Origin of the sequence: Devosia sp. (assembly GCF_028290625.1) — a bacterium.
GTDB lineage: Bacteria > Pseudomonadota > Alphaproteobacteria > Rhizobiales > Devosiaceae > Devosia.
In genome coordinates this window covers 106,210-130,567 of record NZ_JAQGJM010000037.1, presented here as the reverse complement: position 1 = coordinate 130,567, position 24,358 = coordinate 106,210, and the positions used below count along the sequence as shown (strand labels likewise).

At 62.7% G+C, this 24,358-nt stretch carries 22 protein-coding genes; 20 read left to right on the top strand and 2 right to left on the bottom strand.

Annotated features, from left to right (window positions below; all coding sequences use genetic code 11):
* Positions 1-9 precede the first annotated feature (9 nt).
* Entirely contained in the window at positions 10-744 is a 735-nt protein-coding gene (locus JWR51_RS20910) for an aspartate/glutamate racemase family protein (protein ID WP_299752242.1), read from the bottom strand.
* Positions 745-1,113: 369 nt separating this feature from the next.
* Between JWR51_RS20910 and JWR51_RS20905 the strand changes: the two genes are divergently transcribed.
* From JWR51_RS20905 to JWR51_RS20880, 6 genes are read left to right on the top strand one after another with little or no spacing between them, the layout of a single operon-like run.
* Positions 1,114-2,679 (top strand): ABC transporter substrate-binding protein, encoded by a 1,566-nt coding sequence (locus JWR51_RS20905; protein ID WP_299752239.1) that lies wholly within the window; start codon positions 1,114-1,116, stop codon positions 2,677-2,679.
* 8 nt (positions 2,680-2,687) lie between these two features.
* On the top strand, positions 2,688-3,719 hold the full coding sequence (locus JWR51_RS20900) for an ABC transporter permease (protein WP_299752236.1): 1,032 nt from the start codon (positions 2,688-2,690) through the stop codon (positions 3,717-3,719).
* Positions 3,716-4,564 (top strand): ABC transporter permease, encoded by an 849-nt coding sequence (locus JWR51_RS20895; RefSeq protein WP_299752233.1) that lies wholly within the window; start codon positions 3,716-3,718, stop codon positions 4,562-4,564. Before JWR51_RS20900 ends, JWR51_RS20895 begins: the two co-directional genes overlap by 4 nt.
* A 3-nt stretch (positions 4,565-4,567) precedes the next feature.
* A complete protein-coding gene (locus JWR51_RS20890; protein ID WP_299752230.1) occupies positions 4,568-5,584 on the top strand; it encodes an ABC transporter ATP-binding protein in 1,017 nt (338 codons plus the stop codon).
* Positions 5,584-6,393 (top strand): ATP-binding cassette domain-containing protein, encoded by an 810-nt coding sequence (locus tag JWR51_RS20885; RefSeq protein WP_299752227.1) that lies wholly within the window; start codon positions 5,584-5,586, stop codon positions 6,391-6,393. The genes JWR51_RS20890 and JWR51_RS20885 overlap by 1 nt, the downstream gene beginning before the upstream one ends.
* A complete protein-coding gene (locus JWR51_RS20880) occupies positions 6,390-7,094 on the top strand; it encodes an aspartate/glutamate racemase family protein (RefSeq protein ID WP_299752224.1) in 705 nt (234 codons plus the stop codon). Before JWR51_RS20885 ends, JWR51_RS20880 begins: the two co-directional genes overlap by 4 nt.
* A gap of 1 nt (position 7,095) precedes the next feature.
* Here the strand turns inward: JWR51_RS20880 and JWR51_RS20875 are convergent, their stop codons facing one another.
* Positions 7,096-8,049 (bottom strand): TIM barrel protein, encoded by a 954-nt coding sequence (locus tag JWR51_RS20875; protein WP_299752221.1) that lies wholly within the window; start codon positions 8,047-8,049, stop codon positions 7,096-7,098.
* Between the two features lie 336 nt (positions 8,050-8,385).
* On the opposite strand from JWR51_RS20875, the gene ugpC reads away from it, so the two are divergent.
* The 14 genes from ugpC (at position 8,386) to JWR51_RS20805 (ending at position 24,326) form a co-directional block, all read left to right on the top strand.
* On the top strand, positions 8,386-9,456 hold the full coding sequence (gene ugpC, locus JWR51_RS20870) for a sn-glycerol-3-phosphate ABC transporter ATP-binding protein UgpC (RefSeq protein WP_299752218.1): 1,071 nt from the start codon (positions 8,386-8,388) through the stop codon (positions 9,454-9,456).
* 136 nt (positions 9,457-9,592) lie between these two features.
* Positions 9,593-11,029: an extracellular solute-binding protein gene (locus tag JWR51_RS20865; protein ID WP_299752215.1), complete on the top strand. Its 1,437-nt coding sequence runs from the start codon at positions 9,593-9,595 to the stop codon at positions 11,027-11,029.
* A gap of 99 nt (positions 11,030-11,128) precedes the next feature.
* The gene (locus JWR51_RS20860; RefSeq protein ID WP_299752212.1) at positions 11,129-12,031 is read left to right on the top strand and encodes a sugar ABC transporter permease; all 903 of its coding nucleotides are present in this window, start codon (positions 11,129-11,131) and stop codon (positions 12,029-12,031) included.
* A gap of 3 nt (positions 12,032-12,034) precedes the next feature.
* Complete coding sequence (locus JWR51_RS20855) at positions 12,035-12,928, top strand: carbohydrate ABC transporter permease (protein ID WP_299752209.1); 894 nt, start codon at positions 12,035-12,037, stop codon at positions 12,926-12,928.
* Positions 12,928-14,121 (top strand): M24 family metallopeptidase, encoded by a 1,194-nt coding sequence (locus JWR51_RS20850; protein WP_299752206.1) that lies wholly within the window; start codon positions 12,928-12,930, stop codon positions 14,119-14,121. The genes JWR51_RS20855 and JWR51_RS20850 overlap by 1 nt, the downstream gene beginning before the upstream one ends.
* Positions 14,122-14,131: 10 nt before the next feature.
* A complete protein-coding gene (locus JWR51_RS20845) occupies positions 14,132-15,208 on the top strand; it encodes a TIM barrel protein (RefSeq protein WP_299752203.1) in 1,077 nt (358 codons plus the stop codon).
* Positions 15,209-15,219: 11 nt separating this feature from the next.
* A complete protein-coding gene (locus JWR51_RS20840; RefSeq protein WP_299752200.1) occupies positions 15,220-16,695 on the top strand; it encodes an amidohydrolase family protein in 1,476 nt (491 codons plus the stop codon).
* Positions 16,692-18,155: a chlorohydrolase family protein gene (locus JWR51_RS20835; protein WP_299752197.1), complete on the top strand. Its 1,464-nt coding sequence runs from the start codon at positions 16,692-16,694 to the stop codon at positions 18,153-18,155. Before JWR51_RS20840 ends, JWR51_RS20835 begins: the two co-directional genes overlap by 4 nt.
* A 79-nt stretch (positions 18,156-18,234) precedes the next feature.
* Positions 18,235-18,945, top strand: a complete 711-nt coding sequence (locus JWR51_RS20830) for a GntR family transcriptional regulator (RefSeq protein ID WP_299752195.1) — start codon at positions 18,235-18,237, stop codon at positions 18,943-18,945.
* 149 nt (positions 18,946-19,094) lie between these two features.
* Positions 19,095-20,066: an ABC transporter ATP-binding protein gene (locus tag JWR51_RS20825; RefSeq protein ID WP_299752192.1), complete on the top strand. Its 972-nt coding sequence runs from the start codon at positions 19,095-19,097 to the stop codon at positions 20,064-20,066.
* Positions 20,063-20,875, top strand: a complete 813-nt coding sequence (locus JWR51_RS20820; RefSeq protein WP_299752189.1) for an ABC transporter permease — start codon at positions 20,063-20,065, stop codon at positions 20,873-20,875. Before JWR51_RS20825 ends, JWR51_RS20820 begins: the two co-directional genes overlap by 4 nt.
* A 50-nt stretch (positions 20,876-20,925) precedes the next feature.
* A complete protein-coding gene (locus JWR51_RS20815) occupies positions 20,926-21,705 on the top strand; it encodes a transporter substrate-binding domain-containing protein (protein ID WP_299752186.1) in 780 nt (259 codons plus the stop codon).
* A 163-nt stretch (positions 21,706-21,868) separates the two neighbouring features.
* Positions 21,869-22,513, top strand: a complete 645-nt coding sequence (locus JWR51_RS20810; protein ID WP_299752183.1) for a c-type cytochrome — start codon at positions 21,869-21,871, stop codon at positions 22,511-22,513.
* Positions 22,514-22,562: 49 nt separating this feature from the next.
* Entirely contained in the window at positions 22,563-24,326 is a 1,764-nt protein-coding gene (locus JWR51_RS20805) for a PQQ-binding-like beta-propeller repeat protein (protein ID WP_299752180.1), read from the top strand.
* The last annotated feature ends 32 nt before the right edge of the window (positions 24,327-24,358 follow it).

Here is a 24,358-nt window from a genome sequence, read left to right as displayed (position 1 = left end):
CTCCTATTGTCACGCTGTGCGCGGATTGTTGAGCAGGCCCGCGAGAGCAGGGGAAAGCCCGGCAAAGGGCGAGGCCGCGGCGGGCTTGTGTTCTTTGGCTGACACGGCGGCGACGGCGCGGATCGCATCGTGCAGCGTCACCCGGTGGGGGTCGATAACCACTACCCCCATATTGTCGGCAATGCCGTCGAGAACAGGTATCAGGCCGGTGCCGCCCACGATGACGCGCGATACGCCCAGCGCCCTGGCCGCCTCGGTGATTTTTGGTCCGGCGATCTCGGGCGCGCGTTCGCTGGTGTCGATCAGGATGACGCCTGCCAGACGATCGACAACGCCGCGGCGCAGCGCCAACTCGGTGAGCATATCGCGCCAGGCCTCGCCTATCGTGGCAATGGCGAAGGGGCCGGGCTCGGCAGCGGCCGCGATCAGTCCGCCATCGGCAAAGCCGAGCACCGGAACGCTTGTTATCTCCTTGAGCGCATCGATGCCCGGGTCGCCGAAGCAGGCGACGATGACCGCATCATAGCTGCGCCCCTCCGCGGTCGCCTGGGCATAAGCATCCAACACCGCGTGGGCCGCAATGGTCACCGCCGTGCGCGAGGCGATGTAGGGTGCGCCGAAGGGGGCGGTGACAGCCGTTAATGTCGCTTGCTCGCCGATCTCCGCCAAAGCCAGTTGACGGATCGTTTCGGTGATTTCAGCCGAGGTGTTCGGATTGATGAGCAGGAGATGCGGCTTGAGCATGCGTCGAGATTCCGTTCAGTGACCACCTCCAATCATGCACGATGCCATATTGTATACAAGATATTTATTGATCCAATACAGAAAGTTGGGCCGGGTGCTGAGCCGGTTGGGTTTCTGCCCAGCAGCCGCAAACGAAGGCTTTCTGGGAAATTTCTTCTATCTAGAGGCCCAGATGCCGGCGCTATGCGTAATTGCCCAGCAAGAAATGCATGGCTAATAGTGTTGACGGCGCAACTAAGATGTGTTCGTTTCATCAACAGTATGTATACGAAAATCGCGAATACCGTCGATTCAACAGGCCGGCTCGGGCGGGATGTCCCCGGAGCGCTGCGGCAGGGAACTGGAAACACCGTGCACTGGAGCACTGATATGCAATACGCCCATCGCCCATTGGCAAAGCTCAGGATGGCCGGTATCGCCGGCGTGGTGGCGCTCGGTGCGCTGCTGGCCGGCAGCGCCGTTTTTGCTGCCGATCGCGCCAATACGGTCATCGTCTCGGGCGCTGGCTCGGTTAATACGCTCGACCCGATCGCGTCGAACTATTTCCAGACCAATGACCTGACGAGCCGCACCTATAGTCCGCTCATCACCTATGACCTCGATCTCAACGTGGTGGGCGACCTCGCTTCCGACTACAAAGTTGCCGACGACGCGAAGTCGATCGCCTTCACCCTGCGCGACGGCGCCAAGTTCCATGACGGCACCGCTGTCACCTCCAAGGACGTCGCCTATACGCTGGACCGCATCAAGCGGCTGGCGACCGGCGTCGCCGCCTATATCGACATCTATGACAGCACCGAGGTCACCGACGATACGCACCTCACCGTTAAGCTGACCAAGCCGTCGGCGCTGTTCCTGACCTCGCTGAGCCGCATCTACATCATCAATTCGGCACTGGCCGAGGCCAATGCCGGCAGCGATGACTCGCAGGCCTGGCTTGCCGCCAACGACGCGGGCAGCGGGCCTTACAAGCTGACCTCGATCAACGGCAACGACGTCACCATCGATTGGGCCGACGGCTACTGGCTGGATCGCGGCGACCGGCCGCTGTCCCTGGTGTTCCGGCGTGTCGACGAAAGCGCACCCAAGCGCGACGAGCTGCGGATCGGCAATATCGATGTCGGCAAGAACATCCAGCAGCGCGACCTGGATTCCATTGCCAACGAACCTGGTGTTACGGTGGTCTATGGTTCGGCGCCCACGGTGCACGGCATCTATTTCAACGCCAGCACCGGTCCCACGGCCGACCCTCGCGTTCGCAAGGCGATCCGCCTGGCTTATGATTATGAAGGCGCTTTCGCCGGCATCCATCGCGGCAAGGGCGCACTGCCGTCCGGTCCGATGCCGGATGCGCTGCCGTGCAAGCCCGATTTTCCGATCGTCGCCCGCGACCTCGACGGCGCCAAGGCCCTATTGGCCGAGGCCGGCCAGAGCAACCTGACACTGACCTTGCGGTTCCAGCCGGCCTTTGAGGAACAGGTGCAGCAGGCAACCCTCTTGCAGTCCAACCTCAAGGATATCGGCGTGATGCTCAATCTCGAGCCAATCGCCTTCCCGAACTACCTGCAGATGCTGCAGGATCCGGCACAGATACCGCAGATGATGCTACTGGGCGAGAATTCGCTATTCCCCGATCCGGGCGTGTTCCTCACCAAGACCTTCATGACCGGTGCCACCGGCACCAATCGCTCGGGCTACAGCAATCCCAAGGTCGATGACATCCTCAACCAGGCCATCGGCACGGCCGATGCGGACGCGCGTTGCGATCTCTACAAGCAGGCCGAGACCATCATCGAAGACGACTCGCCGTTCATGCCGATCTGGTACGCCGGCAGCTATGCCGCCTACCGTTCCGACCGGCTGGCAAACCCTCTCGATGGCCAGGTCAACGGCAACTTCAAGCCGCTCGACTACGCCCTGCTCAAGAAAGAGTAGTCCGAGCCATGGCCTACCTGCGCCTCATCTCCCAGCGCTTGGTGATGACGGTCCTGACGCTCTGGGGCCTCGCGACCCTGGTGTTCATCATGATCAAGCTCATCCCGGGAGATGAGGCGCAGGTCGCCGCCGGCCCTGGCGCCAACCCCGAGCAGGTGGCTTCTGTGGCCAAGCGCCTCGGCCTCGACCTGCCCGTGCTGCAGCAATACCTGAACTTCCTGCTGCGGATGCTGCGCGGCGATCTTGGCACCTCGGTGGTGTCGTCCAAGCCGGTGCTGACCGAACTGGCCGCCGTGCTGCCCAGCACGATCGAGCTGATGATCTTCGCCAGCATCATCGGCACGCTGATTGCCTTTCCAATGGCGTTGGTTGCGGCGAGCTATCGCGGCAAGGCGTTCGACGGGATTGCGCGCATAGTCGCGGTCACCGGCGGGGCGATGCCCGCCTTCTGGCTGGCTTTGATGCTGCAATTCTTCTTCGGCAATGTCTGGCGCATCACGCCGATTTCCGGCCAACACTCATTCGGTATCGCATCGCCAAACGTGACCGGCATGCCGACGCTCGATGCCCTCTTGGCCGGTGATATCCCCGCCTTCCTCGATGCGCTGGCCTATCTCATTCTGCCGGCCTTCGTCTTTGCCATCCCCTTCGCCGCGCAAGTGTTTCGACTGCTCCGCGCGTCGCTGCTTGGCGTGCTCGCTTCCGACATGATGCTGCCGGTGCGCGCCAAGGGAGCATCCACCTCGCGCATGGTGCTGCGTCACGCATTGCCCAATTCACTGCTGCCCACCGTCAGCCTGATGGGCGTGCTCGTCGGTGGCATGGTGGGCGGCGCCATCCTGGTCGAAACCGTCTTTGCCCGGCGCGGCGTCGGCAGCTTCCTCGCCAATTCTGTGGCGCTCAAGGACACCTATGCGGTGCTCGGCGCGGTGATGTTCGTCGGCATAGCGGTGTGTCTGGTCAATCTGGTGGCCGACATCATCACCCTGATGCTCGATCCGCGTATCCGTGGCACGCAATTCGGGGCAGGTGCGAAATGACATTGGTTCTGCCAACGGCTTCGCCGCGCCGCAAGGCCAATTTTACTGCCTATGAACTGACCGTGTTCGGCGTGGTGGCGGCGTTGTTCCTGCTGGCGCTGATCGGGCCGATGATCGCGCCGGCCGACATCTATACCTCCAATATGCTCGAGACGCTGTTTCCTCCAAGTGCCGAGCATTGGCTGGGCACCGACGACCAGGGCCGCGATATTTTCTGGCGGCTTATTGCCGGCTCGCAACTGTCGCTGTTCGCCACGGTGCTGGTGGTCATCCTCTATTCCATCATCGGCATGATCGTGGCGACGCTGGCGACCGTGGGCCCCCGCTGGGTCGATGAACTGCTGATGCGGGTCACCGATATCGGCCTGTCGCTGCCCGGCCTCGTCGTTTCGCTCGGCATCGCCACGGTGCTTGGCCCCAGCCTGCAATCGGGCATTATCGCCCTGGCGCTGACCGGTTGGCCGATGACTGCCCGCATTCTGCGCACCACCATGCGCCAGACTATGGAGCAGCCCTTCGTGGAAGGCGCGCGCATCCTGGGCGTGTCGCGGACGCGGTTGATGCTCAAGCATGTCCTGCCCAATTCGCTCGACGTGCTGATCGTCAAATGGGCGGGCGATATCAGCTTCACCATGCTGATCCTGGCCGGTCTGTCGTTCATCGGCGTTGGCGCGCAACCGCCGAGCCCCGAATGGGGCGCCATGATTTCGGGCGCGCGCGGCAATATGTCGATCGCCTGGTGGGCAGTTGCGGCGCCGGGCGCTGCCATCGTCATCAATGCCGTCGCCTTCGCCCTGCTGGCCGATATCCTGCAGGTGCGTCGCGACCCCTCGCTGCGGGCCTGAACCATGGGAGTGGATACGATCCTGACCGATGGCATCATACCGGCGCCAGTTCGCCGACGACCCGAGGCGCTGCTGCAGGTCGAGCAGCTTTCGATCGATATCGCCACCCGCGATGCCAATGTGCGGCTGGTCGACAATGTCAGCTTCGGCATCGGCCGGGGCGAGCGTGTGGCGCTGGTAGGGGAAAGCGGTTCGGGCAAATCCGTCACCGCACAGGCTCTCATGCGGCTCAACAGCCGGGTGAAGCTATCAGGCCGCGTTAATTTCGACGGCAAGGACCTGCTGTCACTGTCCCCGTCGCAGATGGCGGCGATGCGCGGGCAACGTATGGGCATGGTGTTTCAGGACCCCATGAGCTCACTCGATCCGCTGATGACTATTGGCGACCAGGTCGCCGAAACCTTGCGCATTCGTGGCATCTCCAAGCGCAATGCCCGCCAGCGGGCGCTCGACGTGCTCGATGAGCTCAAGGTCGAGCGCGCGGCCGAGCGGCTGGATTCATTTCCGCATGAATTTTCGGGCGGCATGCGCCAGCGCGTGGTGCTGGCCATGGCGCTGGTGGGCGAGCCGGACCTCTTGATCGCCGACGAGCCGACCACAGCGCTCGACGTGCGCGTGCAGGAACGGGTACTCGACCTGCTCGACGAGATTTCACGTAGGCGGAGCCTCGCCGTACTGCTGATTACCCATGACATGGGCATTGTCGCCGGCTTCGCCGATCGGGTGATGGTCATGTATTCGGGCCGGATCGTCGAGGAGAACGAGGCAACGCTCCTGTTCGCCGAACCGCAGCATCCCTATACGCGCGGCCTGCTCGAAGCCGTGCCGCGCGCCGACGTCACGGTGGATCGCCTGCGCTCCATCCCCGGTGCGCCGCCCGTCCCGGCTGCACGGCCCAGTGGCTGCACCTTCCATCCGCGCTGCGATCGCGCCATGGCCATCTGTTCAAGTGTCGAGCCGGGCGAGGCCATCACACCATCCGGCGCGCGCGTCCGCTGTCATCTTTATGGGGCCGGGTGATGCTGCAGATCGATCATATTTCGAAGTCGTTCCCCGCGGGCCGTGGCCAGCGAACCATGGTGCTCGACGACATCGTGCTCAATGTCGATGAGGGCCAATCGGTCGGGCTGGTGGGCGAAAGCGGTTCGGGCAAATCGACCATCATCCGCTGCGCGCTGGGACTAGCCCAGCCCGATAGCGGGCGGGTGAGCTATAGCGGCATCGATGTTCACCGCGCCAGCCGCTTCGATACGCTGCGCTTCCGCCGTGATGTGCAACTGGTGTTCCAGGACCCCTATGCCAGCCTCAATCCACGCATGACGGTGGAGGAACTGGTGGGAGAGGGACTGCTGGTCCACAAGCTCGAAACCACGGCAGCTGGCAGGCGTGCGCGTGTCGTTGAAATGCTGCGCATGGTGGGCCTTGGCGAAGAGGCGCTAGCACGCTACCCGCGCTCGTTCTCGGGCGGCCAGCGCCAACGCATCGCCATCGCGCGGGCCGTGGTGATCCGCCCCAAACTGCTGATCTGCGACGAACCGGTGTCGGCGCTCGATGTCTCGGTGCAAGCGCAGGTGATCAACCTGCTGCAGGATATGCAGGCGCAACTCGGCCTCGGCATATTGTTCGTGGCGCATGACCTGGCGGTGGTCCGGCATCTCTGCACGACCGTTGCTGTGCTGGAGCGCGGCAGGATCGTCGAGCACGGCAGCCGCGAACAGGTGTTCGACGCGCCACAGCATCCCTATACCAAGGCATTGCTGGAAGCTGTGCCGATCCCCGATCCGGCTATCGGCCGGGCCCGGCGGACAGAACGGCAATTGGCGACATGAAATCCTTCGGCACGATCACCCCGTCCTCCAATATCATTGTCGAGCGGGTGACGCTGGCCATGACACGCGACATTGCGACTGTGTCGCCGCATTTCGCGCGCTTCGGGTTCGCCGGCCCCAGCGATACGGTGGTCGAGGATTATCATTGGCCCTCGATGCTGGGCGCCGCCCAGTTGCTGGCGGATGCACATGTCGATCTGATCTGCTGGAATGGCAGCAAGGGGGGCGAGCTGGGCTTCGATCGCGACCGGGTGCTGTGCCGGCGCATCGAGGATCAGTTTGGCATTCCGGCGGTCACCTCGGTGTTGGCGCTCGACGGCCTGCTCTCCGCCAACGGTGTCAAGCGCATTGCCTTCGTCACGCCGTTTCGCCAGGAGGTGAACGACAAGATCGTCCGCGGCTGGAGCGCAGCGGGTTATGATTGCGTCGCCAATCTCGGGGCCGGGCTGACCAACAATTTCAGCTATTCGACCATGGCGCCCGAGACGCTCACCGCCATGGCGCGCGAAGTCGCGAAGGCGAAGCCGGATGCGATATTGTTCTATTGCACGAACCTGCCCGGAGCCGGGCTCTGCACGACGTTGGAAGCGGAACTGGACCTGCCCGTCCTCGATTCCGTGTCCGCCGGCGTCTGGGGTGCGCTCTCCGCGCTAGGTCTGGGCGGCAGCCTGTCCGCAAAATGGGGCAGGCTGCTGCTCTAGATCAGGCGTTTGCCTTCAGCCATTCAATGCTCGGTGCCAGCCGGGCAAACACGTCTTTCTGGTCGGGCACTGGCGTGTTGGCACGTTCATGTTTCACTGTCGCCGAGATCAGCGCGCGATATTCATCGAGCGTCGCATCGGCCTGTGCCGAGAGCCAGTCCTTGTCGAAGACCGGCATGGCGAATTGACCGCGATGGAACTCGATCCAGCGCGTGGCCTGCGGCACCAGAACGAGCAGTTCGGTCCAATCGATATCGCCGGTACCGAGCGGGGTCAGGTAGCGCCGCATCAGATCGCCGTCGAAGGTTGTATAACAGTCGTCGATATGCACCTGCGCCACATGCCTGGCGATGCGGCGCGTGCATTCGACGGCCTCTTCCATGCGGCAGGGGACGTTGACCGGGTCATGGGCGATGCCGAGCAGGTCCTCTCCGACCACCTCGATAATGCGCAGGATTTCGAAGGTCGAAATCTCCTCATGCGTCTTGATCAGCAGCCGGGTGCCACTCTCGCGAATGGCGGGCGCCAGTGCCTTGACGCCATCGATCACGCCCTGGAGCTGGGACTGCCAGGATATAACCGGATCGTCGCGGTCCTCGATCATGCCGACGACGAAAAACACAGTCTTGGCGCCCAGCACCGGCATGGCGCGCAGCACCTTCTCAAGGCCCTTCACCATGTCGCCATCGCCTGCTTCGATCAGCGACTTGCAGCGCTCTGGCCGAGCGGGATTGAACGTGCCGACTCCCACATTGAGGATGAGGCCGCGGGCCTCGGCCGCCTGCCGCAGTTCGGTCAGCGCGGTCGGATCGAGCGTGGGCAGCACCGACAGGATATTGCCGAACAAGACCCCGCCCAGGCCGAGCGCCTTGGCCTTGTCGAAGATTTCAATGGGGGTCAGGGTCTCGTAGCCGGGCAGGCTATTGTTGAATACGCCGATCAAGTCGGTCTCCATGGTTGGTGCTCGGCGTATCGCCGTTCAGATATTCTTGTATACAAAACATATCTTGTTGGCATGCAAAATTTGGATGGCTGCAATGCATTTTTTGCCGCGTACCCTTTTGACTGGTCACTAGAAACAGAACCTGAACCTGCCCCGTTACGGCCAACCCCGCCCTGGACAAGGCATTTTCACATTCAGCGGACGCTCATTTCTCGTTAACCGCCTGGTCGTTCCCAGGCGTCACAGCACCAAAGTTGCAACACAACTGGTGGATGGTTTGTATCGGATTTGTTGACACGTCGAATACAAAGCTGCAGGCTCCCTTCATAGCGAGGACCGGGGGACAGCATGGCCAGCGTTCAGATGCGCAAGGTAATCAAAAACTTCGCTGGGGCGGAAGTGCTCAAGGGCGTCGATTTCGACATCGTCGACGGCGAGTTCCTCAGCCTTGTCGGCCCCTCGGGCTGTGGCAAGTCCACCCTGCTACGGATGATCGCCGGGCTGGAAGATATCACCGGTGGCGAAATCCACATTGCCGGGCAGGTGGTGAATGGCCTCGCCGCCAAGGACCGGGACATCGCCATGGTGTTCCAGAACTACGCCCTCTACCCCCATATGACGGTGCGCGAGAATCTGAGCTTTGCGCTGGAAATGCGCGGCGAGTTCAAGGCGCATATCGAAAAGCAGGTGGTTTACGCCGCTGGTATTCTGGGGCTGGACCAGTTGCTCAATCGCTACCCGCGCCAGCTTTCGGGTGGTCAGCAGCAGCGTGTCGCCATGGGCCGCGCCATCGTGCGCAATCCGCAGGTGTTCCTGTTCGACGAGCCGCTCTCCAATCTCGATGCCAAGCTGCGCGTGCAGATGCGTACCGAAATCAAGGACCTGCACGAGCGGCTCAAGACCACCACCATCTATGTCACCCACGACCAGATCGAAGCCATGACCATGGCCGACCGGATCGTGGTGATGCGCCTTGGCGTCGTCGAACAGATCGGCACGCCGCTGGAGCTTTATGACCATCCGGCAAATGCCTTTGTCGGCACTTTCATCGGCTCGCCGTCGATGAACCTGCTGCGGGGCCGGTTGGTGGGTGGCGATAAAGGCCTCGTTTTCGAGCATGGCGGCGGCCAGTCCATGCCGCTCGGCGCCGCCTTGAGCAGCGTTGCGCCTGGCACCGAAGTCGATCTCGGCATTCGCCCCGAACACCTGACCGTCGGCGACACCGGCTTTGCCGCCAGGGTCGTGGTGGTCGAGCCGACCGGCGCCGAAACCCAGGTGGTTGCCGACATCGACGGCCAGCGGGTCACCGCCATCGTCAAGGACCGCGTCTCCATCGTGCGCGGCGATCTCATTCATCTCGCGCCCGATACGACGCGTGTTCACTGCTTCGATGCCGGGACCGGTCAACGGCTCCCATAGGTAGTCCTGCATCGCTGAACGGGGCGGCCCGGCCGCAAGGCAGCCGCCCCGCACCGCCAAACCGAATTGAACCGCTTTGCCGGTCGCGCTTGCTCGCGTCCGCATGACTCATCGCAACCCGAATTCCGAGGACATCATGACCAAATCACGTGACTTGCCGGGACTGAAATCGACGCTGTCGCGCCGCTCGGTTCTTGTTGGTATCGCCGGGGCATTGGCAATGCCCGCCCTGCTACCATCGCGCGCTTTCGCCGCGACGCCCGGTAGCAATCCCGGCAAGTATAAGATCGACCTCGGCGGCTATACCGGCCCCGAACTGACGGGCAGCCCGATCACGCTCAAGATCATGCGCCAGGAATTTCCGCCCGAAGTGAATGCCGTGCTGCAGGCGCAATACGATGCCTTCTCGGCGGCCTACCCGAATATCACCATCCAGGAAGAGCGGGTGCCTTATGGCGACCTGCCCACCAAAGTGCAGGTCTATGTGACCTCGGGCAGTGCGCCCGACATCATGATGGGCCGCAATGACTTCGCCTCGGCCTATGCGGCGGGCCAGTTGACCCTGCCGCTGCAGCAGTTCCTGTCCGCCGATTTCATCGACGACGTCTATGCGCCCCTGCGCGAGTCCGCCACCATCGACGGCAATCTGGTCTGCCTGCCGTGGGAGACCAATCCGGTCTACATGTCGTTCAATCGCGACATCTTCGACAAGTTCGGCATCAAGACGCCACCGGAAGTCGGTGAGTTCGACGGCGGCTGGACCGTCGAAGAATACATGCAGTGCTTCGATGACGTCACCAAAGCCCTGCGCGCCGCGGGCGATACGCAGACTTTTGCGCTCGCCGCCTCGGGCTACGGCAATGGCGGGCCGGGCTCCAACTATACCCAGCTCGAAAGCATCTGGGTGCGCATGATGGGCGACCCCAATGCGGCCAAGGACTCCTCGGTCTACAACACCTTCATGGGTGTCTCCGAAGATGGCTTCACCGCCAGCGGCTACGTGAATACGCCCGAAGCCGCGGCCGGCCTCGCCAATTACCAGGCGGTGTTCAAGAACGGCTACACGCCGACCGGTGTCGTGCCCGACCAGTTCCGCGGTGGCGCTGCGGCGGTGAGCTTCTCGGGCACCGGCACGGTCAAGCGCTTCCTCAAGACCGGGCAACCGTTCAACTTCGGCATGTCCCCGGCACCGAAGGGCACCATCGCCTACACCACAACGGTTGCCGATTCGCCGACCATCTATTCGGGCACGCCCTATCCGGCGGAAACCGCGGCGCTCCTGGCGTTCATCTGCAATGACGCCAATCGCTTCGCCTTCCACGACGCCTGGGGTTCGATGCCGGTTCGCAAGACCCTGGTCGACGCCATCCCCGAATATGCCTCCGACCAGCGCCTGCTCCTCGGCACCAATGTCGCCGACCATGCTTTCGGCCCGCCCAAGTCGGTCGGCTGGTTCGATTACTTCAGCGCCATCAATCCGGCCGTGAAGGACATCGCGCTCGGCACCGATCCGCAGACCCGGCTCAACGACGTCGCTACCCAGATCGATGGCCTGCTGGCCAAATACAAGTGACCCCCAGCGCCCCGCCGCTCTGCACCGGTGGCGGGGCGTCACTTCATCCAATGAGGGCCAGTGGCGAAACGCCACTCGACTTGAACAGGGACTGCACCGATGAAGTTTTCCAGCTGGACAGTGAACCCGACGCGCCGCGGTGAGCTCGCCATCGGCCCGCTGATGATCCTGCCGGCCGCCCTTGGCCTCTGCATCTTCCAGTTCTGGCCGCTCGGCGTCGCGATCCTCAACAGCTTCCGTGCCTTCAACCCGTTCAATCATCGCCCCAATGGCTGGGTGGGTTTCGGCAACTACCAGGCAGTGCTCGCCGATCCGTCGTTCCAGTCCTCATTCTGGGTGTCGCTGATCTATATGGCGCTGATGATGGTCGTCATCATCCCCTCCGCCCTGGGCCTGGCGATCCTGCTCGACAAGCGCATGCCGGGCACGGCTCTGGCGCGCGGCGCTATCCTGGGCGCGCTGGCCTCGTCCGAGGCGGTCGCGGCACTGATCTGGAATGCCATCTACCAGCCCAATAGCGGCCTGCTCGACGTGATTTTCCAGACCTTTGGCCTGCCCTCACAGCCTTTCCTCACCGATGGCCACCTCGCCGTGGTCTGCATCGTCATCATGACCGCCTGGAAGGATATCGGCCTGCCGATGCTGATTTTCCTCGGCGCCCTGCAGGCGATCCCGCCGCATCTGTTCGAGGCCGCCTCGATGGATGGCGCCAATCGTTGGAACAAGTTTTGGCGCATCACGCTACCGCTGCTGCGGCCCAGCCTGGTCCTCGGCCTGTTCATGACCACGATTGCGGCGGCGCGTCTGTTCACGCCGATCCAGATCCTCACCGCCGGCGGGCCGAACGGGCAGACCTCGAATATCGCCTATTTCTCCTATGCCCAGGCCTTCCTGTTCAATTCGCCCGGACCGGCGGCAGCCAGTGTCGTCATGATGCTGCTCATGCTCGTCGTCATCACCGTCATCCAGGCTCGCGCCCTGCGCAGCCGCTCGGGGATCTGATCCATGACCGCCGAAGTTCTCGCCATTGCCGACAAAATCGTCGCCAAGCCCACGCCAGTGACGCAGATCCGACGCGGCACCGTGTTCGGCGCCATCGGGCTGTTGCTGGTTGCGTTCTTCTTCGCCTTTCCGATCGTCTGGTCGGCACTGTCCTCGCTGAAATCGACGGAAGATATCGTCAAGTTCCGCTATCCGCTGACCTGGTGGACGTTCTTGCCGCCCTTTCCGACGCTGGAAAACTACCACGCGCTGTTTTTCCAGCTCAACTTCCAGCGCGCCCTGCTCAACACCGTGATCGCCAGTGCCGGGCAGGTGATTATCGCGGTGGTGACCTCCACATTGGCTGGCTACGCCTTCGCTCGACTGCGCTTCCCGTTGCGCAATGTGCTGTTCGGACTGCTGCTGGTGACCGCCTTCATTCCGCTCGAAGTGATCCTCGTGCCGCTTTACGAAGTGGTGAAGGGCATGGGGCTGGTCTCGACCTATCCGGCGCTGTTCCTGCCCTTCGCCTGCAGCCCCTTCGGTATCTACCTGATGCGGCAGGCCTTCCAGTCGATCCCGGTGGAGCTGGACGATGCGGCCCGCGTCGACGGCGCCTCGACGCTCAAGATTTTCTGGCGCATCGCGTTGCCCAATGTAAAGCCGGCGCTGGCAACGCTAGTGCTGATCCAATTCATCTGGTCGTGGAATGCCTATCTGTGGCCGCTGGTGATCATCCAGGACCCCAGCATGCAGATCGCCCAGGTGGCTATCGCCGGCTACAAAAGCGTCCCCAATTTCCCGCTCGACGGGCCGCTGTTTGCCGGCGTTACCGTCGTCACCATTCCCCTCGTCGCAATCGCCATCATCCTGCAGCGTTATTACGTGCGCGGGCTGATGAGTTCAGGAATTCGCTAATGACCTTGCTTTCTTCCATCGATCGTATTTCAGACGCTCGCCTCCTCGAACGCATCGCCGCGGCGCGGCAGATCATGGACGACGCCGGTATCGGCGTACTCATGGTCTACTCGCATCCGCGTCCTGGTGGTGGCGTGCTCCAGTATCTCTCGGGCTGGGCCGCCAAGGCAGGCACGATCCTGCTGTTGCCCAAAGAGGGGCGCGGCATCATCCTTTCCGCTGGCCCCAACAATACCCGCGTCTTCAACCAGCGTTGCAGCTTTTTCGCCGATGCCCGCGCCTACGGGCCGAACGCGCCACTCGCCAAACTGCTGGGCGAGGGCCTCGCCGAACTCGGGGTTGCTGGTGGCAAGATCGGTGTTTCGGGTACGCCCTACATGCCTGCGTCGCTCAAGGTCTCGCTCGATGGCCTGGTAAAGGATCAGGTCTTCCTCGGCGATGCGCTCGATGCTTTGCGCCTCGTCCGGCACGCCGATGAAGTCGCGATGCACCAGCGCGCCGCCGATATCTCCGTTGGAATGATCGAGCGGGTGATGGAGCTGGCGCGCCAGTCCGGCACGACGCCCTCCGACCTGATGACCGGGGCGGAGTTCACCGGCCGCAAGCTGGGTGCCGACTCGGCGAGCATTTGGCTCGCGACCGGCGAAGCGCCGCCGACCACCTATTTCGAGCTGTTCGAACTCAACGAGACCATCGGTCCGAAAGATCGCGTTCAGCTCGGCGCGACTACCAACTACGAGGGCCATTTCGGCCAATGCCTGCGCACCGGCATCCGTGGCGGCATCTCGCCGGTGATGCAGGATGCCTGGGCCCGCATGGTGGAAATGCAGGACCGTGCGCTCGCCACCCTGGTCCCCGGGGCGCCAATGCAGAATCTGGTCGACACCCTGGAAGCAGATATCGACGCGTTCTGCCCCTATACCCGCGCCACCGACCCGTTCCGCTTTCAGTCGTGCCACTCGCTCGGCATCAACTATTCCGACCCCAGCTATGTGCAGGCGGTCAATCCCGAGCGCGACCGCAGCAAAGATGGCGAATTGCCGCTCGTCGCCGAGAACATGATCTTCGAAATCCACCCGAACTTCACCATCCCCGGCCTCGGCCACATCTGCGTCGGCGACATGGCGCTGGTGACGGCGACTGGCGCCAGGTGGATCACCAACACCCCACGCGAAATTGTGCGGCTGGATTGAGGAGGACAGCATGCGGTTAGGTATCGACGGGCGGAAAATTCCCGAGGCGGCGAAGCGCGGCGGCGTTGCCAGCATGGATCATGGCAAGGAGCTTGGCATGGACGGGCTGTTCTTCCGCACCGTGCTCGACGTGACGCCGACGCTCGATCCGGGCGCGCTCAAGGCCGTTCGCCAGAGGGCGGACGAATTGGGCATGTATGTCGAAATGGGCCTGGGCAAGGTGAACCCTTATGCACTGCCCGAAACGCCGGAAATGCGCGCCATAGGGGACGGTGATACGCTGCTCGGCTTCCGCCGTATGATGGAGGCCTGCGCCGCCATCGACTGCCGGGAGCTCTGGGTCGGCACCGCCAACCACAAGGACTATCCCGGCCGCTTCGGCACCGATCGTTTCCGCACCGATGTCACCTGGGCCGATCAGCTCGAGGGCATTCAGAAATTGCTGCTCCTGCTCAAGCCGATTGCGCTCGATCTGGGCATCCACATCAATATCGAGACCCACGAAGAGATCACCAGCTTCGAAGTGGTGCGCCTGGTCGAGGCCTGCGGACCGGACGCCTTCGGCATTGTCTACGACACCAATAATGGGTTGCAGCGGCTCGAGCATCCCATCTGGGTGGCCAAGCGGGTGGCGCCCTATACGCGCCAGACGCATTTCAAGGATTCAGGCGTGATCTTCAACGGCCGCACCGCGGCGATGCAGAGTCGGCCCTGCGGGCAGGGCGTCGTCGACTATGCGGCGATCCTCAAAATTCTCGCCGCGGCGCAGCCGGAGCTCAACATCACTATCGAGAATTCCCCGCCTAATGAGGGTGGCCCCAAGTTCGTAAAGTTCAACAAACTGGAGCTGGCAGAGCCGGCCTTCATCGCGGCACATCCGGATTGCACGGTCGAGGAATATGCCGATTTCGTCGACATGATCCACGCCTATGAGAAGCGGATCGCCGAGGGCGACGTGCCGCCACTGGTCGAGGAGGTGCGCGATTTCGACTACGCCGCCGCGGTCAGGGACATTTTGTCTAGCCGCGACCATCTGCGCGGCATCTGCGAGGATTTGAACCTGCCGTTGCGCAAGCGCGCGGCCTGAAGGAGACTTTTATGTCCGACCTGCTGCTTGTCCATGGCACCGTGGTGACCATGGGGCCTGACCGCGCTATCATCGAGGATGGCGCGGTGGCCATTACCGGCGACCGCATCGCCGCCGTGGGCACGACCGCCGACCTGTTGCCGCTTTATCCGCAACATAAGCAGATCGACTGCACCGGGCGGGCGGTTATTCCCGGCCTCGTCGATGCACATGGTCATGCGGGCCATTCGATCGTCAAGACGCTTGGGGTCGACACGCCATCGGTCTGGATGCGCATCGTCACGCCAATGTATTTTCACTATACCACGCCCGACTTCTGGCTTGCCGACGGCTATATCTCCGCCACCGACAGGTTGCGCATGGGCGTCACTACCTCGGTCAGCGTAGTGGGTTCGGCGCCGCGCAGCGACGATCCGACCTTCGCTATCAACCAGACCAAGGGCTATGCGGCGGTCGGCCTGCGTGACATTGTCTGCACCGGCCCGGCCGGCCTGCCCTGGCCACATCCGACCACGCGGTGGGTTGACGGCGAGCCAACCCGCTATTCGGTCAGCTTCGATGAGCTGATGGCGGGCGCCGAAGCCGTGATCGAGACCGTCAACGGCACTGCCGATGGCCGCATCAAGGCGTTCGTGACGCCGTTCACCATCATGCCATCGATCGATCCGTCCAATCCGACGACGCCCGATCGCGCCACGCGCTCGACGCCCGAAGACCGGATGCAGGGCAGGCGGGTCAAGGAACTGGCGGCCAAGCACGGCACGCGCATTCATTCCGATGCCTTTGCCGGCCATATCCGCATGGCCTGGCAGGACCCGGAAAGCGCCATTCTGGGGCCGAACGTGCATTTGCAGCACTGCATCGGGCTGAGCCTTGACGAGGTGGATATCCTGGCCGAGACCGGCACCAGCATGACCCATTCGCCCGGCGGCAGGGCCCCGGTGATCGAGATGATGCAGCGCGGCGTCAATGTCGCCATTACCACCGATGGCTCTGCCCCGTGGGCCACCTTCGACCTGCTCCAGGCCGCCAAGCTGGCGCAGCTGGCGCATCGCTGGCGTAACCAGGATGCCTATCTGCTGCCCGCCGGCAAGCTGTTCGAAATGATCACTATCGATGCCGCCAAGGCGCTCGGCATGGAAAATGAAGTCGGCTCGCTCGAAGTGGGCAAGAAGGCCGACGTCACGATCGTCAACCTGCGCAAGCCCCATCTGGCGCCGAACTGGATGGTTGTGCATCGCCTCGTATTGCAGGCCGTCGGCCAGGACGTCGAGACGGTCATCGTCGATGGCAAGATATTGATGGAGGACAAGCGCATCCTCACCGTCGATCTCGATGCGGTGCTGCAGGAAGCCGAGGCCCAGGCCTGGGCGGTGGTCAAGCGCGGCGGGCTCGAGAGCCATTTGACCGATCCCGGCTGGGGCATGGTGCAGCGCACCTTCGAAGGCCCGATCGACCTGCCGCTGCCGCCGGAGATCGAGGCGTGATCACGCTGGTCAGGGCCGCCTTCGTCATCGGCTACGAGGGGGGCGACCACGTCATCATCCGGGACGGAGAAGTGGCCTATGAGGGCGAAACCATCATCTTTGTCGGCAAGAGCTTTCCCGGTACGCCCGACAAAGTCATCGATGCCGGCGAGGCGATCCTGGGCCCTGGTTTCATCGACCTCGATGCGCTGGCCGATATCGACCATGCCCTGATCGACAGCTGGCATGGCCCCGAGACCGCGACCGGGCTCGATTGGTCCGAAGACTATTTCCTCAATCGCCGCCACGATGTGTTCTCGCCTGCCGACCGCGATTTCCGCCACGAATTCGCCTTCACCCAGCTGATCCGCAACGGCATCACCACCGCCATGCCGATCGGCGGCGAGATGCACAATGAGTGGTGCGAGACCTATGACGAATGGGCCGCTGCCGCCAGCATCGCTGGCCGGCTCGGCCTGCGCCTCTATGCCGGGCCGAGCTATCGCGCAGGCGTCAATGTCGTCCGCGCCGACGGCACGCGCGACGTGCTGTGGAATGAAGCATTGGGCGAAGCGGGCTTTGCCGATGCCGTCCGCTTCATCGAGGATTTCGATGGCGCCCATGATGGCTTGATCCGCGGCGCTTTGCTGCCCGCCCGTATCGAGACCATGACGCCAGAGCTGATGCGCAAGACGGCCGCGGCATCCAGGCGCCTGGGCGTGAAGGTGCGTCTGCACTGCCTGCAGGGGCTCAAGGAATTGCGGCTACTCGACGCGCGATATGGCAAGACGCCGCTCGACCTGCTCGATGAGACCGGCCTACTCGGGCCGGACCTGTTGATTCCGCATGCGATCTTCCTAGATAGCCACAGCCGCAACCCAAACAAGGGCACGGGCGATCTCGAACGCCTCGCCAGCAGCGGCGCCACGGTCATCCACTGCCCGATGACCTCGCTGCGCTACGGCACGGCGCTCGAAAGCTTCCCAAAATACCGTGCAGCCGGCGTCAAGTTCGCCATGGGCACCGACTCCTATCCACCCGACATGATCCGCAATATCGACATCGGCGTACATATCCCCAAGGTCATCGAAGGGCGCACCGATGCCGGCGGTGCCGCCGAGATTTACCGTGCTGCCACACTGGGCGGCGCGGCCGCTTTGGGTCGCGACGATCTCGGCCGCCTCGCGGTCGGCGCCAAGGCCGACATGATCGTGGTCGACCTGACCAACCCGCGCGTCGGCATGATCGAGGACCCGATCCGCACCCTGCACATGAATTGCACCGGCGCCGATATCAGCACCGTCATCATCAATGGCCGCACGGTCATGGAGGACCGAAATCTCCCCGGCGTCGATGCGGAGGCGATGTCACAGCGGTTGAAGGAATACTACGCCACGATGAAGGCGGGATATTCCGAGCGTGACTACCAGCGGCGGCCGGTAGACGAGATATTCCCGCCGACTTTCCGTGCCGCTATCTAGTGTACGAACTGACGAAGAAATGAATCCAATCTTGCGCGGGCCCTGCGGACAACTTATGTAGCGTGGAGAGGGTTCAGGCATGCTGAAATCGAACGAAGATCGCGCATCCGGGGTGGTGACAAGTGGCCGCTGGGGTCAGATCTACGACGATCTGAAATCGGCAATTCTGGCGCACAATATCGCTCCCGGCACCAAGCTTCCCGAGGATGAACTCGGCGAAGTCTATTCGGTTAGCCGTACCCTGGTGCGCGCGGCGCTTCAGGCACTGGCGCATGATCGGCTGGTCCAGCTCGAACCCAATCGCGGGGCGTTTGTCGCCAAGCCGACCAAGCGTGAAGCCCGCGAAGTGTTCGAAGCCCGCGCCATTATTGAGCCGAAGGTTGCCGCGATGGCCGCGGCCATCGCCAAGCCTTCGGACGTCAAGGTCCTGCGCCGCCATCTCGACGAAGAACACAAGGCGATCCACGATGGTCGTCAGGGTGATGCGGTCATGCTGTCGGCGCGCTTCCATGAGGGTATCGCCGAGATCGCCGGCCAGACCATATTGACTGAGATCATCACGTCCCTATGTTCCCGGTCGGCCCTGATCATCTCGCTCTACTCGCGGCGCGCGGATACATTTTGCGAAAGCCACGCCCACCACGCCCTGGTCGATGCCATCGCCGCCAACAGCGAGCTGGACGCCTCCGAGCTCATGACCAGCCACCTGGTCGACCTGCTTTCAGGCATCGATGTTTCCGAAAGTGCCGGCCCGCAACGCAAGCTGTCTGAAATCCTGCGCGGATTTTGACAGTTCTGTTCGCGTTGCACGCGGGAAGATAATCGCTGCCAACGCGCTTTGCGGTGCAGTGTGGCTATGCAAGAAAGTAAGGCTTGCTGATCGGGCTTGCATGGGGCAACCAAGTCGCGTTCAAGCTGACTGATGCGAAAGCGACTGCAATGACCGCCGCCATCTCGGTAGAAGATGTCAGTGCCTCCTATGGCGCCAAGATGGCGCTGGAGCACGTCAGCCTTGATGTTCCACGCGGCACCAGCATAGCGTTGCTTGGCCCCAATGGGGCGGGCAAGACCACCCTGATCAACATTCTCTGCACGCTGCGGCGGCCCGATGGCGGCCGGGCCAGCGTTGCGGGCGTGGACGTTGTCAGCCAACCCACGCGGGCCCGGCAGTCCATCGGCGTCGTCTTCCAGGATTCCAGCCTCGATGATCGGCTCAGCGCGTGGGAGAACCTCGATTTCCACGGCCTGGTCTATGGCATGGCGCCCAAGGAGCGGCGTGCCCGCAGCGCCGCCGTGCTAGAACTGGTCGAGCTGCAGGATTGGCGCGACGAGATTGTCCGCAGTTTTTCGGGCGGCATGCGCCGGCGGCTGGAAATCGCGCGGGCGCTGCTGCACGAGCCGGAAATTCTGTTTCTCGACGAGCCGACGGTTGGCCTCGACGCACAAACCCGCCAGCGCATCTGGCAATATCTCGACCAGTTGCGCCGCGAGCGCGAATTGACCGTTCTCACCACCACGCACTACATCGAGGAAGTGGAGGGTGCGGACATGGTCTGCGTTATCGACCACGGCAAGATCATCGTTCAGGGTTCGCCCGACGAGCTCAAGGCGCGCTATGGCATGCGCTGGTTGCATGTTGTGCCGAAAGATCCCGTTGCGGGCAAAGCCATCCTGGCGCGGTATCCGGAGGCCAAGCCGCTTGGAACCCACGCTCTTGCCCTGCCGGCAAACGACGACGCCGTAGCCGACGCCTTCCTCACCGAATTTCGCGACAGCCTGGCGGAAATCCGGTTCCAGCCGCCGACCCTCGAAAGCGTCTTTCTGTCGCTGACCGGCCGCCAGCTCAGGGATCAGGCCGATGGCCAGCGCGACGCCGAGCGCGCCGCAGGCAAGCGTGGAGGGCGGCGATGAGCAGACCAATAGTCCTGCTGCGTGGCGTCTACGGCGTATGGCTGCGTGAAATCATGCGCGCCACCCGCGATCGCGGCCAGATGATCGGCGGGGTCAGCAGGCCGCTGATCTGGCTGCTCATCCTGGGTGTCGGCCTCAATCCCTACTTTCGCGGCGAGGTCTTTGGGGAGGTGCGTTATGTGATCCCCTACACCTACCTGCAGTTCCTGTTTCCCGCCGTCATCGTGCTCAACATCATGTACACCTCGATCCAGTTCGCGGTGTCGGTCATCTGGGATCGCGAGTTCGGCTTCCTGCGCGAGGTGCTGGTTTCACCCATGCCGCGTTCGCTGATCCTGCTCGGCAAGGTGCTGGGCGGCAGCACGGTCGCCATGCTCCACGGCGCACTGGTGTTGATCCTGGCGCGGTTCGCCGACGTCACGCTGAGCATCGAGCAGATGGCCATGGCGCTGGGACTGATGTTCGTGCTGGCCTTTGGGCTGACGAGCTTTGGCGTCATTCTGGCGGGTCGCGTCCGCAGCTTTGAGGGCTTCGGGGTCTTCTCCAACACCATCATCCTGCCGCTCTATTTCACCTCGTCTTCGGTCTTCCCGCTCGACCCCGCACTGACCCGAACGCAGACCGCCACGGCCTATCCGGAGTGGCTGGTGTTCATGGTGCAGGTCAATCCGATCACCTACGCGGTCGACGCCCTGCGCGGTATCCTGATCGGGTTCAACCAGTTCCCGCCGATCTACGGGCCAGCCGTGATCTTTGGCATGGCCATCATCTTCTTCGCGTTGGCGCTCGTCGACTTCAGCCGCTCATGAATGGGGCAAAGCCACATCGCTGGCTTCAGGCCGCGCTTAATATCGCCATTGTGGCGGCGCTCCTCGTGGCAGTGAGTTACCTGCCGCCCGACACCTCGCTGCAGGACCGGCAGCGCGACGGCGTGCTCAAGGTCTGTGTGCCCCCCAGCTATCCGCCCCTCGTAACCGGCGACCCGTCCCGACCTGGCTTTGACGCCGAATTGGTCGATGCCATTGCCAAAAACCTCGGGCTCAAACTGGCGTTGAACGTCCTGCCTTCGATCGGCAAGGATTTCAATCCGCGCAATTGGTCCCTGACGCGCGCGCAATGCGACATCATTGCCGGCGGTGTGGCCGACACCGCCCAGACTCGTAGCTTTTTGCAAACCATTCCGACCCCGGCCGAAACCGGCTGGGTTGGCATATCGGCAACCGGCACCATGCCTCCTTCGGGCAGCACCGTCGCCATCCTGCCCGGCACCGCCGGGCTGGACCGTCTGGCGCTGTCCGGCTGGCTGCGCAAGCAGGGACTGCGAGCCCAATTGATGCGCAGCCCGGCCGAACTCGAACACGCACTGAAGTCCGGAACGGTCGCCGCCGGAATCACCGAGCGCTTCGTCGCGGCTAGCCTCGATCTCGACATAAACACGCTGACCATGTTCTGGTTAGACGAAAGTATATCCCCGCGCTTCCGCATGGCCTTGGGCCTATGGAAAGGCGATCAGACTCTCAAACGCGCCGTCGCCGACGCTCTGGAACTGCTTGAGAAGTCTGGCGTTATGCTCCGTCTGAGTGTGCGGTATGGCCTTGATAAGGACATCGAGGAGCCGGTCTCCGACCTGCAAAAATGATCTCGACTTGATCTGAATTGCGGCAGCAAAGTGGACGGATCGCGGCAAAATACCCTGTACTTTCGGTTTCTCCAGGGCTAAATCTAGGACACGACGTTTTGCCTTAAACGACTGAGAGCAAACAATTTTGCTGTCGTAAATCATAACTTATAGGGAGGTTTCTGTGCCTTTCAAACTCAAGCGGATCGCCGCTCCCCTCGGTATTGCGACCCTGGTCTGCAGTGCCCTGAGCACCGGCTCCGTCATGGCCGGCAACTTCACCGCCGAACAGGCGACGGCCGGAAAGACTGCATTCGATTCCAACTGCTCCCAGTGCCATGGACGCAATCTCGAAGGCAATGAGGCACCCGCCCTCGTCGGTCCCGACGTGATGCAGAACTGGGACACGGTCGGTGGACTATACGACTTCATCTCGGTGGCCATGCCGCCATCCGCACCCGGCAAGCTGGGTGAGGAGACCTATGTCAACATCATCGCCTATATCATGCAGTTCAACGGCGCGACGCCCGACGATAAATCGCTGACCTCCGACCGTGACTATGCCATCTCGCTTCCGGCCGAGACGGCCGCTGGCGCAGCCAGTGTCGCCGCGGCTGCACTCGACGCCGGCGGCGCCGCGGCTCCTGCTGGCGATGCCGCCGCTCCGGCCGAACCTGTGGCTACGGTGCCGCAGGCTTTCACCTGGGGCAAGCAATTGCCAGGCGGCCCCGCCCCGGCGGAACAGGCAGCGGCCGCACCGGCCGCCGCTACACCCACGATCCCGCAAGCTTTTACCTGGGGCAAGCAACTCCCCACGGTTGGTAACTAACATGGTCAACTCAGACGTGCTCACCACACGTCGTTGGTAGGAGAAATCGATGAAAATCGATCTGATGAAATCACTGCTGGTGGCGACGACGGCTCTGCTCGCCCTGTCTGGCCCGGTCCATGCCCAGGACGCCAAGCCGGCCTATGCGCCCGTTACCGACGAGATGCTGGCAAATCCCCCGGCCGAAGACTGGCTGATGTATCGTGGCGCCTACAACAACCAGGGCTACAGCCCCCTCGACCTGATCAACAAGGATACGGTCGGCAAGCTTCAGCTCGCATGGGCCTGGCCGATGGCCGAAGCCGGCATCCAGGAAACGGCGCCGCTGGTGCATGACGGTGTCATGTTCCTGCAGACCAACAACAACATCGTCGAGGCGCTCAACGCCAAGACCGGTGACCTGATCTGGCAGTACCGCCATGTGCTGCCCGAAATTCCGGCATCCTGGAGCTATCAGGCCAACCAGGCTCGCCGCCAGAAGAACTCCATCGCGCTCTACCAGGACAAGGTGATCCTCACCACCGCCGACGCCAAGATCGTGGTGCTCAGCGCCGTCGACGGCAAGGTTGTCTGGGAAAAGCAGGTTCTCGATTACAACCTGGGCTACAGCTACACGGTCGGGCCGGTCATCGCTGACGGCAAGATCATCACCGCAATTTCCGGCTGCTCGATCGCCGGTACCGCTGGCGGTTGCTACATCTTCGCCCATGACGTGAACACCGGCGACGAACTCTGGCGCTTCAACACCATCGATGATCCCAACAATCCCAAGCAGGAAGAAAGCTGGGGCGACGTTCCTGCTGAAAACCGTTGGGGCGGCACGCCTTGGACCACCGGCTCCTATGACCCGGCAACCAAGACCACGTTCTGGGGCATCGGCATGCCCGGTCCTTATTCCGAGCTGATCCGCGGTTCGGGCGATGGCTCGGTGCTCTATACGAACTCGACGCTCGCCATCGATATCGAGACCGGCAAGCTCAAGTGGTACTATCAGCACCTGCCGCGCGACAACTGGGACTTGGACTCCCCATACGAGCGCATCCTTGTCGACCAGGACGTCGACGGCAAGACGCAGCACCTGCTGGTCACCGCCGCTGGCAAGAACGGCATTGTGTTCGCCCTTGATCGCGATACCGGCAAGTACCTGTGGCACAAGGACACCGTGGTCCAGAACGTCGTCAAAAGCATCGATCCCGACGGCACCGTCAACATCAACACCGACCTGATCTCCAAGGCCGTTGGTGAAGAGCATCTCGTCTGCGCCTCCGTCTCCGGCGGCAAGCTGTGGATGACCGGCTCCTATAGCCCGCTCACCCAAGCCTACTACGTGCCGCTGACCGAAGCCTGCAACACCGTGGCGCCGACCCAGACCGAATTCACCGCCGGCAATGCCGTGGGTGCCGTCAAGTTTGGTCCCCGCGTTCTGCCTGAAGGCATTACGGATGCCGGCCTGCTCGACGCGGTCTCGATCAACCCCACCCAGGGCGACCATATCTGGCAGGCCCGCAGCCGTCCGTCGATGACCTCCTCGGTGCTGGCCACTGCCGGTGGCCTCGTGTTCGGCGGTGACGCCGCTCGCGATATCAAGGCCTGGGATCAGAAGACTGGCGACATCGTCTGGACCCAGCGCCTGAATGCTCCAGTGGGCGGTTATCCGTCGACCTACGAGATCGATGGCGAGCAGTACCTCGTTGTGCCGACCGGCTATTCCAATGCCGCCAGCTCAATCGCCTCGGCCTTCCCGGAAATCCCATTGCCAACCGGTTCGGGCAATTCGATCTTCGTGTTCAAGCTGCCCAAGGCCACCAACTAAGCTGAACTGCAGGAAACAAAAGAAAGGGGCTT

What these genes read in the sequence shown, in the direction of transcription:
- JWR51_RS20820 (WP_299752189.1), top strand. Translation starts at nt 20,063, where the DNA reads ATGAGCAGACCAATAGTCCTGCTGCGTGGCGTCTACGGCGTATGGCTG.
- JWR51_RS20855 (WP_299752209.1), top strand. Translation starts at nt 12,035, where the DNA reads ATGACCGCCGAAGTTCTCGCCATTGCCGACAAAATCGTCGCCAAGCCC.
- JWR51_RS20895 (WP_299752233.1), top strand. Translation starts at nt 3,716, where the DNA reads ATGACATTGGTTCTGCCAACGGCTTCGCCGCGCCGCAAGGCCAATTTT.
- JWR51_RS20880 (WP_299752224.1), top strand. Translation starts at nt 6,390, where the DNA reads ATGAAATCCTTCGGCACGATCACCCCGTCCTCCAATATCATTGTCGAG.
- JWR51_RS20860 (WP_299752212.1), top strand. Translation starts at nt 11,129, where the DNA reads ATGAAGTTTTCCAGCTGGACAGTGAACCCGACGCGCCGCGGTGAGCTC.
- JWR51_RS20900 (WP_299752236.1), top strand. Translation starts at nt 2,688, where the DNA reads ATGGCCTACCTGCGCCTCATCTCCCAGCGCTTGGTGATGACGGTCCTG.
- JWR51_RS20905 (WP_299752239.1), top strand. Translation starts at nt 1,114, where the DNA reads ATGCAATACGCCCATCGCCCATTGGCAAAGCTCAGGATGGCCGGTATC.
- JWR51_RS20845 (WP_299752203.1), top strand. Translation starts at nt 14,132, where the DNA reads ATGCGGTTAGGTATCGACGGGCGGAAAATTCCCGAGGCGGCGAAGCGC.
- JWR51_RS20885 (WP_299752227.1), top strand. Translation starts at nt 5,584, where the DNA reads ATGCTGCAGATCGATCATATTTCGAAGTCGTTCCCCGCGGGCCGTGGC.
- ugpC (WP_299752218.1), top strand. Translation starts at nt 8,386, where the DNA reads ATGGCCAGCGTTCAGATGCGCAAGGTAATCAAAAACTTCGCTGGGGCG.
- JWR51_RS20865 (WP_299752215.1), top strand. Translation starts at nt 9,593, where the DNA reads ATGACCAAATCACGTGACTTGCCGGGACTGAAATCGACGCTGTCGCGC.
- JWR51_RS20830 (WP_299752195.1), top strand. Translation starts at nt 18,235, where the DNA reads ATGCTGAAATCGAACGAAGATCGCGCATCCGGGGTGGTGACAAGTGGC.
- JWR51_RS20805 (WP_299752180.1), top strand. Translation starts at nt 22,563, where the DNA reads ATGAAAATCGATCTGATGAAATCACTGCTGGTGGCGACGACGGCTCTG.
- JWR51_RS20850 (WP_299752206.1), top strand. Translation starts at nt 12,928, where the DNA reads ATGACCTTGCTTTCTTCCATCGATCGTATTTCAGACGCTCGCCTCCTC.
- JWR51_RS20890 (WP_299752230.1), top strand. Translation starts at nt 4,568, where the DNA reads ATGGGAGTGGATACGATCCTGACCGATGGCATCATACCGGCGCCAGTT.
- JWR51_RS20875 (WP_299752221.1), bottom strand. Translation starts at nt 8,049, where the DNA reads ATGGAGACCGACTTGATCGGCGTATTCAACAATAGCCTGCCCGGCTAC.
- JWR51_RS20840 (WP_299752200.1), top strand. Translation starts at nt 15,220, where the DNA reads ATGTCCGACCTGCTGCTTGTCCATGGCACCGTGGTGACCATGGGGCCT.
- JWR51_RS20825 (WP_299752192.1), top strand. Translation starts at nt 19,095, where the DNA reads ATGACCGCCGCCATCTCGGTAGAAGATGTCAGTGCCTCCTATGGCGCC.
- JWR51_RS20910 (WP_299752242.1), bottom strand. Translation starts at nt 744, where the DNA reads ATGCTCAAGCCGCATCTCCTGCTCATCAATCCGAACACCTCGGCTGAA.